This is a genomic window from Pseudomonas sp. Tri1 (assembly GCF_017968885.1).
Classification (GTDB): Bacteria; Pseudomonadota; Gammaproteobacteria; order Pseudomonadales; family Pseudomonadaceae; genus Aquipseudomonas.
The window spans coordinates 3,724,668-3,737,176 of sequence record NZ_CP072913.1; the positions used below are offsets into that span (position 1 = coordinate 3,724,668).

Genomic DNA, 12,509 nt, shown 5'->3' on the forward strand with positions numbered 1-12,509 from the left:
TGGTTCATTCCAACCCGGCCAGCAACTGGCCGATGTCTTGCAAAGTAAGGATATGGTCGGGCTCATGCAAAGCCAGCGCCGCTTCGGGCATGGTCGATACCTGTGCCTCCCGGGGATCCTGGACCACCGTGATGCCACCCAGCTCCCGCACCCTGGCCAAGCCCTTGGCACCGTCGTTGTTGGCACCGGTGAGGACCACCGCCAGCAGGTTCGGGCCGTAGACATCGGCCGCCGATTCGAACAGCACATCGATGGACGGCCGCGAATGATGCACCGGGTCCTCCAGGCTCAACGACAAACTGCGGTCGGCCTCGACCGACAAGTGGTAGCCGGGCGCAGCCACGTACAAGGTGCCGGGCACGACGTCCTGCTTGTCCTGGGCTTCCTCCACCGGCACGGCGAGACGATAGCCAAACACCTGGGCCAGTTGGCTCTGGCGCTCATCCGGCAAATGCAGCACCACCAGTATCGGCACACTGAAACCTTTGCGCAGTTGGCCGAATACCTTGAGCAGCGCTTCGACGCCGCCAGCGGATGCGCCGACGGCAATGGCCTGGATTCGGGACCTGGATCTGTCCATCGTATGGTTCATAACTTGCGATAGATCCGTTCCTGTTTGACCAGCGCTTCGAACTGATGGCCATAAGCTGAGAAGTCCAGCGTCTCCTTGCTGCCCAGCACCAGGAAACCACGGTGGCAGAGAGACTCGTGAAACAATCCGAACGCACGATCTTGCAGTTTCTTATTGAAGTAAATCAATACGTTACGGCACGAAATTAATTGAGTTTCTGAAAAAACACTGTCAGTTGCCAGACTGTGATCGGCAAAGGTCACGTTCTCACGCAAGGTTTTGTCGAACATCGCGTAATCGTAGGCGGCGGTGTAGTAATCGGCAAACGATCGCCGGCCTCCAGCACGCTGGTAGTTTTGCGTGTAGGTCCGGACGTTTTCCAGGGAAAAAATGCCCTGCTTGGCTTTTTCCAGCGAGCGGGGATTGATATCGGTGGCATAGATGAGCGTACGGTCGAGCAGGCCTTCCTCACGTAATAGAATCGCCATGGAATAGACCTCTTCCCCGGTGCTGCACCCAGCGATCCAGATCTTGATCGACGGGTAAGTCTTGAGCAGCGGCACCACTTCCTCGCGAATCGCCAGGAAATGCGAGGGGTCGCGAAACATCTCGCTGACAGGGATCGTCAGCAATTGCAGCAATTGCATGAACACGCCCGGGTCGTGCAGCACCCGCTCCTGCAACGCCGAGATGGTCTTGCACTCGAACTGGCTCAGCGCATGGTGGACCCGGCGCTTGATGGACGCGCCGGAATAGTCCCGAAAATCGTAGCTGTACTTGAGGTAGATCGCTTCGATCAACAAACGCAGTTCAATGTCAGTGTCACGTTCCACTAAATTCTTTCCATATTCGGCAACCACACGCGAATCAGCGAGAACAGACGATCCAGGTCGATCGGCTTGGCCAGGTAATCGTTGGAACCCGCCGCCAGGCAGCGCTCCTGATCATCCTTCATGGCCTTGGCCGTTACGGCAATGATCGGCAGCTTGCGCCAGCGCGGGTCCTTGCGGATCAGCGCGGTGGCTTCGAAACCGTCCATCTCCGGCATCATCACGTCCATCAACACCAGGTCGATGTCGTCGACTTCATTCAGGCGTTCGATCGCCTCATAACCATTACGGCCGATGACCACGATCGCCCCTTTTGCCTCCAGGGCACTGGTCAGGGCAAAGATGTTGCGCACATCGTCGTCCACCAGCAGCACCTTGCGGCCTTCGAAAACCTTGTCACGGCTGCGGGCAGTCTTGAGCATCCGTTGCCGTTCATGGGACAACCGGGATTCGACTTTGTGCAGAAAAAGTGTCACCTCATCCAACAGGCGCTCTGGCGAGCGGGCGCCCTTGATGATGATCGAACGCGAATACTTGCGCAGCTCGGCCTCTTCATCACGGGTCAGGTTACGCCCGGTGTAGACGATCACTGGTGGGAACGAACAGATCTCCTCGGTGGACATGCGCTTGAGCAAGTCATTGCCCAGCATGTCCGGCAGCTTGAGGTCGATGATCATGCAGTCGTAGACATTCGTGCGCAGCAGGTCCAGGGCCTGTTGCGCCAAGCCAACGGCGGTGATCTCGATATCGTCATCGCCGATCAGGCGGGTAATGCTGTCACGTTGCAAGTCATCGTCTTCCACCAGCAGCACCCGCTTGACCTTCTGGGTCAGTTTGGCTTCCAGGCGAGCGAACACGTCCTTGAGCTCTTCGCGGGTGGTCGGCTTGACCGCATAACCGATGGCGCCCATGTGCATCGCGGCTTCGACGCGGTCCTCGACGGAAATCACGTGCACCGGAATATGCCGGGTTCCGGCCTGTTCCTTGAGCCGTTGCAACACCGTCAGCCCGGAATGATCCGGCAGGCGCATGTCCAACAGGATCGCGTCGGGGCTCAGGTGCGAGGCCAGGTCGAAGCCCTCATCGGCGCCATGGGCCACCAGGCACTGGTAACCGAGTTCGTGGGCCAGGTCGAACAGGATCCGGGCAAACTCGGGCTCATCTTCGATCACCAGGATGCAGCGGGTGTCGAACGGGGCCTTGTCGCGGTCATCGGCGAACCGAGCGATAGGTGTGTCCACCTGGGCGGTCAGCGGTGCCGGGGCCGGTTTTTTGGCGCCCGGCGTCGGCTCGGTGGCCGTCGGTGTGAAGACTCTCGGTTCGGTGGGGGTTGGCCCCGGCTCGACATAGCGCTCAGGCAAGACCAGTGTGAACACACTACCCTGTCCTGGTTCGCTGGTGACTGAGATCGAACCACCCAGCAGCGTGGCCAGGTCTCGGGAAATCGACAACCCCAGGCCGGTGCCGCCGTAACGGCGGTTGGTGGTGCCATCGGCCTGGCGGAAGGCCTCGAAGATGCTTTGCTGCTGGTCGGCAGCGATGCCGATGCCGGAGTCGCGCACGATAAAGGCAATGCCTGAACCCGGCTGACCGACCACGGACAGGCGCACGGCCCCCCGCTCGGTGAACTTCACGGCGTTGGACAGCAGATTCTTGATCACCTGCTCCAGGCGCTGGCGGTCGGTGTACAGCATCGACGGTGCGTCGGCCAGCACCTCTGCCTCGAAGCCCAGGCCCTTTTCTGCCGCCAACGGCATGAACATCTCGCGCAACCCCTCCACCAGGCGCGGCACGCTGGTGTTTTCCGGGCGCACTTCCAGCTTCCCGGCCTCGACCTTGGAGATGTCGAGAATGTCGTTGATCAGGTTCAACAGGTCGTTACCCGCAGAGTAGATCGACTCGGCAAACTTGACCTGCTCCTCGCTGAGATTTTTCTGCGGGTTCTCCGCCAGCAGCTTGGACAGGATCAGCGAACTGTTGAGTGGCGTACGCAGCTCATGGGACATGTTGGCCAGGAACTCGGACTTGTACTTGCTCGAGCGTTGCAGTTCTTCGGCACGTTCTTGCAACTGGATCTGGGCCAGGTTCAGTTCGCTGTTCTTCTGGTCCATGGCATCACGCTGCTCGGCCAGTTGCTCGTTGGTCTGCTCCAGTTCCTGTTGCTGGGTTTCCAGGTGAGCCTGGGATTCCTTGAGAATGCGCGACTGTTCTTCCAGTTCTTCGTTGGCCGTCTTGAGCTCTTCCTGCTGGACTTGCAGTTCCTCATTCAACTGTTGGGTTTCGGCCAGTACTTCCTGCAAGCGTTGACGATAACGCGCCGCCTCAATGGAAGTACCAATGTTGCCGGCCACCAGCTCAAGCAGTTCCAGGTCGCGGTCAGTCAGTGGGCGCAGGAAACCCAGTTCGATGACGCCGTTGATCCGATCGTCGTCGCTGGTCGGCACCACGACCACGCTGTTGGGCAAGCCCTGGCCTAATCCGGAGCTGACTTTAAGGTAATCTCTGGGCACATCATCCAAGCGGATCGGCCGCCCTTGCTGTACGGCTTGGCCAACAATGCCCTCGCCGGCGACGATCACCTGATGCCGTTCGTCCTCCTCCCGGGACATGCCATACGTGGCCACGCGCTTGAGCTGGCCATTTTCTTCCCGCGCGTACAGTGCCGCCACGACAGTACCCATGTATTGCGCACAAAACTGCAGGATGTTGCGTCCCAGCAGGCTCAACGTCAGTTGCCCCAGGACCTGCTCGGCCAACAGCGTCTGACCATTGCGCAGCCAAGCCTGTTTCTCCAGGTGTAAAGCGCTCTGCTGCTGCACTTTCAGGCTCGCGCTGTAGTTGCTGGACAGGGTCAACAGGTCCCGGCGGCCAACGTAGGCCAGCAATCCGCTGACGGCGGCAACGAACAGCAGATACAGGGTAATGCTCCAGACGGTAGTGGTACGCACCTCGTCGTTGCGCGCCGCCCGCAGATGCTGTTCGGTTTCAACGATGTCTTCGAAAGTCTTACGGATTTCGTCGGTCAAACGCTTGCCACGCCCGGCCTTCACCGCCCCCCGGTAATCGCCGCTGCTGCGTTGCAGGTCGATCATGCTCTGGGCGTAGCTGGCCCATTCCACCTGGAGCGCTTGCACCTTGTGCAGGCGGTCGGTCTGAACGGGGTTGTCGGCTGTCAATTCCAGCAATGTATCCAGCGCAACGGCGATACGCGGCTTGGCGACTTCATAGGGGTCGAGGAAATGCTCGTCGCCGCTCAAGAGGTAGCCACGCATGCCGGTTTCCAGGTCCACGCTCAGTTTGAGCGCTTCGTTGGCATTGTTGATCACCCGGTCGGTGTGCCCGACCCATTGGATCACCGACAGCAGATAGGTGATCAGCACGATGAAAAACACCGCACTGAGGGCACCCATGCCCAGTGGCAGGCTGATATTGCGGATCAAGAGTTTACGAAAACTTTGCTCGTCAACCGAAGACGAAGGAGTCATGGAATAAGGGCCTTGGTGGACAGTTGAAGACCGTGGAGTGTGCCCGAAAAACATCGGTTGGATCCACATTTCTGACGAGACAAAGACACTAATCCCACGGCGTTCAGCCTTGTAGCAAGGAAGCGACTATCCTTGTCAGCTCTTGTACTATAGATCCTTTCTTGTACAACTCAGGGAACTTGTGCCGCCTCGCAACTTACTCATGCATGAGGCCGTTTTTTTGTGCCCGTCCCGCCCCCATCTTTTTTTGAGAATACCTATTATGTCCACCCCCTCTTCCGCCACTCAGCCTTGCATCCTGGTCGTCGAAGACGACGACATTGTGCGTATGTTGATCGTCGATGTGCTGGAAGAGCTGGAATACCAGGTGTTGGAAGCGGACGGTTGTGAACAGGCACTCGCGTTTTTGCGCGACGACGAACAACCCATCGCCCTGATGATGACGGATGTCGGCCTGCCGGTGATGGACGGTCGCGAACTGGCGAAGCAGGCCCGATTGGTACGCCCGGGGCTGGCCATTCTGTTTGCCAGTGGTTATGCCGAAAGCATTGATGTGCCTGAGGACATGGCAGTGATCGGCAAGCCCTTCTCCATCGATCAATTGCGTGACAAGGTCAAAAGCATTCTTGCTTGAGCCCAAACGGATTCTTGGTCACTATCGGCGCCCCGCGCGCCGACTGCGCCTGATTCGTCTCTAGGGAATACCTGCTCATGCCTCATCCCACCGCCACCAAGGTCCTGGTTATCGGCTATGTCTGGCCCGAGCCACGCTCATCGGCGGCCGGCGGACATGTCATGCAACTGTTGGAAACCTTCCTCGGGCAAGGCTGGGACATTACGTTCAGCAGCCCGGCAAACCCAGGCGAAAACCGCGCGGACCTGGTCGCACTGGGCATCCGCGAAGTGCCGATCGAACTCAATAGCAGCCGTTTCGACGCGTTCATCCGTGAGCTGGCTCCGGATATCGTGTTGTTCGACCAGTTCATGATGGAGGAACAGTTCGGCTGGCGTGTCGAGAAAAACTGCCCCGACGCCCTGCGTGTGCTGGAGACCTCCGATCTGCAAAGTCTGCGTCACGCTCGCCATCATCGCCTGAAGGATCGCTTGAAAGCCGACGACGCTTCCCAGGATTTCAGCGACCTGTTCGCCCCCGCCCTGCATGACGAATTCGAGCTGATGGCCGGCACCGACCTGGCCCAACGGGAAATCGCCGCCCTGTATCGCTGCGACCTCAACCTGATGGTGTCCGAGGTTGAAATCGAACTGCTGGTGGAACACTTCAAGTTGCCTCGCAGCCTGCTGCTCTGGTGCCCGCTGATGCTCGACCTGCCGAGTGAGCCGCTCGTGCCGTTCGCAGACCGGGCGCACTTCTTGAGCATCGGCAACTTCCGCCACGCGCCAAACTGGGACGCGGTGCTCTGGATGAAAAACGCCATCTGGCCGCTGATCCGTCAGCAACTGCCCGGTGCGCAACTGCATCTATACGGGGCCTACACCCCACCCAAGGCTGCCGCGCTGCACAACCCGGCCCAGGGCTTCCACATCATGAACTGGGCCGAAGACGCCTTGCAGGTGATGTCGGCGGCACGTATCTGCCTGGCACCATTGCGTTTCGGCGCCGGCATCAAGGGCAAACTGATCGAGGCCATGCTCTGCGGCACGCCCAACGTCACCACGCCCATCGGCGCCGAGGCCATGCACGGTGAACTGCCCTGGCCTGGGTCGATTGCCCAAAGCGCCGAAGACATTGCCCGCGCCGCAGTGCAGCTGTACAGCGACCCGGCGCGCTGGACCAAGGCCCAGGATGCCGGCCTGGACTTGCTGGCAAACCGTTATCAGCGACGGGTACATGGCCCGGCGCTGATTGAAAGCATCACGGCCTGCCGTGCCGAGCTTGCGCAACGACGCCGGGACAATTTCACCGGCAGCATGCTGCGTCACCACCAGCACAAGAGCACCCAATACATGTCCCAGTGGATCGAAGAAAAAAACCGCAACAGCTAGGCACCAATATCCCATCCGGGGTGGCACCTGTGCGGCGAAGGGGGCATTATCCAGCGGCGATAACAAAAAAAGCGCCAGGCAAATGACCCGAACAGCCAGAGTCACCGACCCTTCCTACGAGTTGATGGACGACCATAACGGGCTGTCCATCATCTATCGCCAGCACGGCTTCCCCTGCCCGCTGGTGCGCTGGCATTTCCATAAGGAATACGAGCTGCACCTGATCGTCGCCAGTTCCGGCAAAGTGTTCATTGGCGATTACATCGGCAACTTCTATCCGCAGTCGCTGTTTCTGACCGGCCCCAACCTGCCCCACAACTGGATCAGCCAGGTGGCCGAGGACGAAGTGGTGCCCAAGCGCGACATGCTGGTGAATTTCACCGATGAGTTATTCGAAAGCGGCCACCAGGTGTTTGCCGAGCTCAAGACCGTCGCACCATTGCTTGAACGCGCCCAGTACGGTATCGAGTTTCGCTGCAAACGCACCATCCGCCAGGCCATGATCCTGATGCAACGCATCGCCGATTCCCGGGGCATGAGCCGCCTGGGGCATTTTTTCATTCTGATGGAGCTGCTGGCCGCCACGGACGACTACCAACTGCTCTCCGGCGCCACGACCCCGCAATCGACGGACGAGCACAGCATCGACCGCACCAACCGCGCGGTGGATTACATCTTCGCCCATTACGCCCGGGAATTGTCCCTGGAAGAAGTCGCCGAACACCTGGGCATGAAACCCACCTACTTCAGCCGGGTGTTCAAACAGGCCACCGGCCGGTGTTTCATCGAATTCGTCAATCGCCTGCGTATCAGTAAATCCTGCGAATTATTGGCCGATGGCGATAAACCGGTGACGGACGTGTGCTTCGAATCGGGTTTCAACAACATTTCCAACTTCAACCGACGTTTCCAGCAACTCAAGGGCATGACCCCTTCCCACTACCGGCGGCTGGCGGTGCAACGGCTGACCGAGCAGAACCAGGGCTGACCGTTCTCAGGCACAACCCGCTCCTGTGGCGAGGGGATTTATTCCCTCGCCACAGATGAATTCCCCGCCTGAAACCTTATCCAGTGCAAAAAAGTATCAGCATAAGTGCGACGGATGATTTGTCACGCCGTCCATTGAGGGCTGTAATCAGCGCACATTCTTCCCTTCATCCGGAAGACACAAAAACAATAACTGTCCTTCCGCAGCCTTCTGGGCGCGGAAAAGGAGTGCGCGATGAAACCTTCGGTAAAAGCTCTGCTTGTCTCCACCTGCATGACCCTCAGCAGCGTCAGTTTCGGCGCACAGACCCTCACCATTGCCACCGTCAACAACAGCGACATGATCCGCATGCAAAAGCTCTCGAAAACCTTCGAGGCCGAACATCCGGATATCAAGCTGAACTGGGTGGTGCTTGAAGAAAACGTGCTGCGCCAGCGCCTGACCACCGACATCGCCACCCAGGGCGGGCAGTTCGACGTACTGACCATTGGCATGTACGAAGCCGCACTCTGGGGCGCCAAAGGCTGGTTGGAGCCAATGAAGGACCTGCCAGCCAGCTACGCCCTCGACGATATATTCCCATCGGTACGCGAAGGCCTGTCGGTCAAGGGCTCGCTCTACGCCCTGCCGTTCTATGCCGAAAGCTCGATCACCTATTACCGCACCGACCTGTTCAAGGATGCCGGGCTGACCATGCCCGAACACCCGACCTGGACCCAGATCGGTGAGTTCGCGGAAAAACTCACCGACAAGAGCAAGGAACAGTATGGCCTGTGCCTGCGGGGCAAAGCCGGTTGGGGCGAGAACATGGCGCTCATCACCACCCTGGCCAACGGTTTTGGTGCGCGCTGGTTCGATGAGAAGTGGCAGCCACAATTCAATGGCCCCGAGTGGAAAGACGCGCTCAACTTCTACGTCGACAACATGAAGAAATCCGGCCCGCCGGGTGCTTCCAGCAACGGTTTCAACGAAAACCTGGCACTGTTCAACAGCGGCAAATGCGCGATCTGGGTCGATGCCAGCGTCGCCGGTTCGTTCGTCACCGACAAGACCCAGAGCAAGGTGGCCGATCACGTTGGATTCACCTTCGCCCCCCACGAAAAAACCGACAAAGGCACCTCGTGGATGTACTCCTGGTCGCTGGCAATCCCCACCAGCTCCAAAGCCAAGGAAGCCGCCACGGTCTTTACCACTTGGGCGACTTCCAAGGAGTACGGCCAATTGGTCGCCAAGACCGACGGCATTGCCAACGTACCGCCGGGCACACGCACCTCGACCTACAGCGACGACTACATGAAGGCCGCGCCGTTTGCCAAGGTGACCCTGGAGTCGTTGAAAGTCGCCGACCCGAAAGCACCGACCCTCAAGCCTGTGCCCTACATCGGCATCCAATTGGTAACCATTCCCGAGTTCCAGGCCATCGGCACCCAGGTCGGCAAATTCTTCTCGGGCGCGCTGACCGGCCAGCAGACCGTGGACCAGGCGTTGACCGCCGCACAGTCCACCACCGAACGCGAGATGAAACGCGCTGGGTATCCCAAGTAGTCAGCTCATCAAGGCCCGCTCCCGATTCCTGTGGGAGCGAGCTTGCTCGCGATGAGGGCCTGCGAGCCAATATTGCGAGTGACTGACACGACGCTATCGCGAGCAAGCTCGCTCCCACAGTGGATCTTCATAGGCCCGCAAAAATCGGTTCAATGCCATGAATAGCTCAACGACAACCGCCAAAGCCCCCATCGAACTCCAGCAACCGGCGCGCAAGACCCGCCTGGCCAACCCCGGCTGGTTCCTGGTAAGCCCTTCGGTCGCCTTATTGCTGCTGTGGATGATCGTGCCGCTGGGCATGACCGTCTATTTCTCGCTGATCCGCTACAACCTGCTCTACCCCGGCGAAAACGAATTCGTGGGGCTGGAGAACTTCACTTATTTCCTCACCGACTCGGGCTTCATGCCCGGCGCGACCAATACCCTGTTGCTGGTGGGCAGCGTGCTGCTGATCAGTATCGTGCTCGGGGTGTTGATCAGTGCGCTGCTGGAAGCCAGCGAGTTTTTCGGCCGCGGCATCGTCCGGGTGTTGCTGATCTCGCCCTTCTTCATCATGCCCACGGTGGGCGCGCTGATCTGGAAAAACCTGATTTTCCACCCGGTCTCGGGGATTCTCGCTGCGGTGTGGAAACTGTTCGGCGCGCAACCGGTGGACTGGCTGGCCCACTACCCGTTGCTGTCGATCATCATCATCGTGAGCTGGCAATGGTTGCCCTTCGCGATCCTGATCCTGATGACCGCCATGCAGTCCCTCGACCAGGAACAGAAAGAAGCCGCGCGCCTGGACGGTGCCGGCCCCATCGCGATTTTCTGGCACCTGACCCTGCCGCACCTGGCCCGCCCGATTGCCGTGGTGCTGATGATCGAGACGATTTTCCTGCTGTCGGTGTTCGCCGAGATTTTCACCACCACCAATGGTGGCCCTGGCTACGCCTCGACCAACCTTGCCTACCTGATCTACAACCAGGCGCTGGTGCAGTTCGACGTTGGCATGGCTTCGGCCGGTGGTCTGATTGCCGTGGTCATCGCCAACATCGCCGCCATCATCCTGGTCCGGATGATCGGCAAAAACCTCACCGACAAGCATTGAGGCCGTCGCCATGACTCTTCAACAATCCCGTCGCCTGCAAAGCCTGCTGCTGGGCACGTTGGCCTGGGCCATCGCGATCCTGATCTTTTTCCCGATCTTCTGGATGGTGCTGACCAGCTTCAAGACCGAAATCGACGCATTCGCCACGCCGCCGCAATTCATCTTCGCGCCGACGCTGGAGAACTACCTGCACATCAATGAGCGCAGCAACTACTTCAGTTTCGCCTGGAACTCAGTGGTGATTTCCTTCAGCGCCACCGCCCTTTGCCTGCTGATTGCAGTGCCGGCAGCCTACTCCATGGCGTTCTACGAAACCCAGCGCACCAAAGGCACTTTGTTGTGGATGCTCTCCACCAAGATGCTGCCGCCGGTGGGCGTACTGATGCCCATCTACCTGCTGGCCAAGAGTTTTGGCCTGCTGGACACCCGCCTCGCGCTGATCGTCATCTACACGTTGATCAACCTGCCGATTGTGGTCTGGATGATTTACACCTACTTCAAGGACATTCCCCGCGACATCCTCGAAGCCGCACGCCTGGATGGCGCCACGCTGTGGCAGGAAATGGTTCGCGTGCTACTGCCGATTGCCAAGGGCGGCCTGGCGTCCACCGTGTTGCTGTCGTTGATCCTGTGCTGGAACGAGGCCTTCTGGTCGTTGAACCTCACCTCATCCAAAGCCGCGCCCCTGACGGCGTTGATCGCCTCTTACTCCAGCCCCGAAGGCCTGTTCTGGGCCAAATTGTCGGCCGTCTCGACCCTGGCCTGCGCGCCGATCCTGATTTTTGGCTGGATCAGCCAGAAACAGTTGGTGCGCGGTTTGTCCTTCGGCGCCGTGAAATAACGCGCCCTACACAATAATCAGAAGTGGAGGCCCATCATCATGGCCAACCTGAAAATCAAGAATCTGCAAAAAGGTTTCGAAGGCTTCTCCATCATCAAGGGCATCGACCTTGAAGTGAACGACCGCGAGTTCGTGGTCTTCGTCGGGCCGTCGGGCTGCGGCAAGTCCACGCTGCTGCGGCTGATCGCCGGACTGGAAGAAGTCAGCGACGGCACTATCGAACTGGATGGCCGGGACATCACCGAAGTCAGCCCGGCCAAACGCGACCTGGCGATGGTGTTCCAGACCTATGCCCTGTACCCGCACATGAGCGTGCGCAAAAATATGTCCTTCGCCTTGGACCTGGCTGGCGTGCCGAAGGCCGAGGTCGAGAAAAAGGTCAACGAAGCGGCACGCATCCTCGAGCTGGGGCCGATGCTTGAGCGCAAGCCCAAGCAGCTCTCCGGCGGCCAGCGCCAGCGTGTGGCGATTGGTCGGGCCATCGTGCGCAACCCGAAAATCTTCCTGTTCGACGAACCCTTGTCCAACCTCGACGCCGCCCTTCGCGTGCAGATGCGCCTGGAACTGGCCCGGCTGCACAAGGAGCTGCAGGCGACCATGATCTACGTGACCCATGACCAGGTCGAAGCCATGACCCTGGCCGACAAGGTGGTGGTGCTCAATGGCGGGCGCATCGAACAGGTCGGCTCGCCGCTGGAGCTGTATCACCAACCCGCCAATCTGTTTGTCGCCGGGTTCCTCGGCACACCGAAAATGGGCTTTCTCAAAGGCAAGGTCACGGGCCTGGACGGCCAGGGCTGCGAAGTCCTGCTGGACGCCGGAACCCGTATCAGCCTGCCATTGAGCGGTGCCAGCCTGAGTGTTGGCAGCGCGGTGACCCTGGGGATTCGTCCGGAGCACCTGAACCTGGCACAACCGGGCGATTGCACGCTGCAAGTTACCGCCGATGTCAGCGAACGCCTGGGCAGCGACACGTTCTGCCACGTCGTGACCGCGTCCGGCGAAGCCTTGACCATGCGCGTTCGCGGTGACCTGGCGAGCCGTTTCGGCGAGCAACTGAGCCTGCACCTGGACCCCGAACACTGCCACCTATTCGATGCCGAAGGCGTAGCGGTCACCCGTGCGCTGCGCGCCGCCGCCTGATTGCCGAGACTT

The 12,509-nt window shown here is 59.5% G+C and carries 10 protein-coding genes; 7 read left to right on the forward strand and 3 right to left on the reverse strand.

Annotated features, from left to right (window positions below; genetic code table 11):
• Nucleotides 1–4 precede the first annotated feature (4 nt).
• Genes J9870_RS15830 through J9870_RS15840 form a run of 3 tightly spaced genes read right to left on the reverse strand, consistent with a single transcriptional unit; the run spans nt 5 to nt 4,886 of the window.
• Nucleotides 5–592, reverse strand: coding sequence for a chemotaxis protein CheB (locus tag J9870_RS15830; RefSeq protein WP_210638949.1), 588 nt, complete (start codon nt 590–592; stop codon nt 5–7).
• Complete coding sequence (locus J9870_RS15835; RefSeq protein ID WP_210638950.1) at nt 589–1,404, reverse strand: protein-glutamate O-methyltransferase CheR; 816 nt, start codon at nt 1,402–1,404, stop codon at nt 589–591. Before J9870_RS15835 ends, J9870_RS15830 begins: the two co-directional genes overlap by 4 nt.
• Nucleotides 1,404–4,886: a response regulator gene (locus J9870_RS15840; RefSeq protein ID WP_210638951.1), complete on the reverse strand. Its 3,483-nt coding sequence runs from the start codon at nt 4,884–4,886 to the stop codon at nt 1,404–1,406. Before J9870_RS15840 ends, J9870_RS15835 begins: the two co-directional genes overlap by 1 nt.
• A 262-nt stretch (nt 4,887–5,148) precedes the next feature.
• Between J9870_RS15840 and J9870_RS15845 the strand changes: the two genes are divergently transcribed.
• From J9870_RS15845 to ugpC, 7 genes are all read left to right on the forward strand, one after another.
• Nucleotides 5,149–5,520, forward strand: a complete 372-nt coding sequence (locus J9870_RS15845; RefSeq protein WP_210638952.1) for a response regulator — start codon at nt 5,149–5,151, stop codon at nt 5,518–5,520.
• Nucleotides 5,521–5,597: 77 nt separating this feature from the next.
• A complete protein-coding gene (locus J9870_RS15850; RefSeq protein WP_210638953.1) occupies nt 5,598–6,890 on the forward strand; it encodes a glycosyltransferase in 1,293 nt (430 codons plus the stop codon).
• 82 nt (nt 6,891–6,972) lie between these two features.
• Nucleotides 6,973–7,878, forward strand: coding sequence for an AraC family transcriptional regulator (locus J9870_RS15855; RefSeq protein ID WP_210638954.1), 906 nt, complete (start codon nt 6,973–6,975; stop codon nt 7,876–7,878).
• A 234-nt stretch (nt 7,879–8,112) separates the two neighbouring features.
• Nucleotides 8,113–9,423 carry a sugar ABC transporter substrate-binding protein gene (locus J9870_RS15860; protein WP_210638955.1) on the forward strand — a complete coding sequence of 437 codons (1,311 nt, stop codon included), beginning with the start codon at nt 8,113–8,115 and terminating at the stop codon, nt 9,421–9,423.
• Nucleotides 9,424–9,580: 157 nt separating this feature from the next.
• Nucleotides 9,581–10,513: a sugar ABC transporter permease gene (locus J9870_RS15865; RefSeq protein ID WP_210638956.1), complete on the forward strand. Its 933-nt coding sequence runs from the start codon at nt 9,581–9,583 to the stop codon at nt 10,511–10,513.
• A gap of 10 nt (nt 10,514–10,523) precedes the next feature.
• Nucleotides 10,524–11,354: a carbohydrate ABC transporter permease gene (locus J9870_RS15870; protein WP_210638957.1), complete on the forward strand. Its 831-nt coding sequence runs from the start codon at nt 10,524–10,526 to the stop codon at nt 11,352–11,354.
• 39 nt (nt 11,355–11,393) lie between these two features.
• Entirely contained in the window at nt 11,394–12,497 is a 1,104-nt protein-coding gene (gene ugpC, locus J9870_RS15875; protein ID WP_210638958.1) for a sn-glycerol-3-phosphate ABC transporter ATP-binding protein UgpC, read from the forward strand.
• The last annotated feature ends 12 nt before the right edge of the window (nt 12,498–12,509 follow it).

What these genes read in the sequence shown, in the direction of transcription:
- J9870_RS15830 (WP_210638949.1), bottom strand. Translation starts at nt 592, where the DNA reads ATGAACCATACGATGGACAGATCCAGGTCCCGAATCCAGGCCATTGCC.
- J9870_RS15840 (WP_210638951.1), bottom strand. Translation starts at nt 4,886, where the DNA reads ATGACTCCTTCGTCTTCGGTTGACGAGCAAAGTTTTCGTAAACTCTTG.
- J9870_RS15845 (WP_210638952.1), top strand. Translation starts at nt 5,149, where the DNA reads ATGTCCACCCCCTCTTCCGCCACTCAGCCTTGCATCCTGGTCGTCGAA.
- J9870_RS15850 (WP_210638953.1), top strand. Translation starts at nt 5,598, where the DNA reads ATGCCTCATCCCACCGCCACCAAGGTCCTGGTTATCGGCTATGTCTGG.
- J9870_RS15855 (WP_210638954.1), top strand. Translation starts at nt 6,973, where the DNA reads ATGACCCGAACAGCCAGAGTCACCGACCCTTCCTACGAGTTGATGGAC.
- J9870_RS15860 (WP_210638955.1), top strand. Translation starts at nt 8,113, where the DNA reads ATGAAACCTTCGGTAAAAGCTCTGCTTGTCTCCACCTGCATGACCCTC.
- J9870_RS15865 (WP_210638956.1), top strand. Translation starts at nt 9,581, where the DNA reads ATGAATAGCTCAACGACAACCGCCAAAGCCCCCATCGAACTCCAGCAA.
- J9870_RS15870 (WP_210638957.1), top strand. Translation starts at nt 10,524, where the DNA reads ATGACTCTTCAACAATCCCGTCGCCTGCAAAGCCTGCTGCTGGGCACG.
- ugpC (WP_210638958.1), top strand. Translation starts at nt 11,394, where the DNA reads ATGGCCAACCTGAAAATCAAGAATCTGCAAAAAGGTTTCGAAGGCTTC.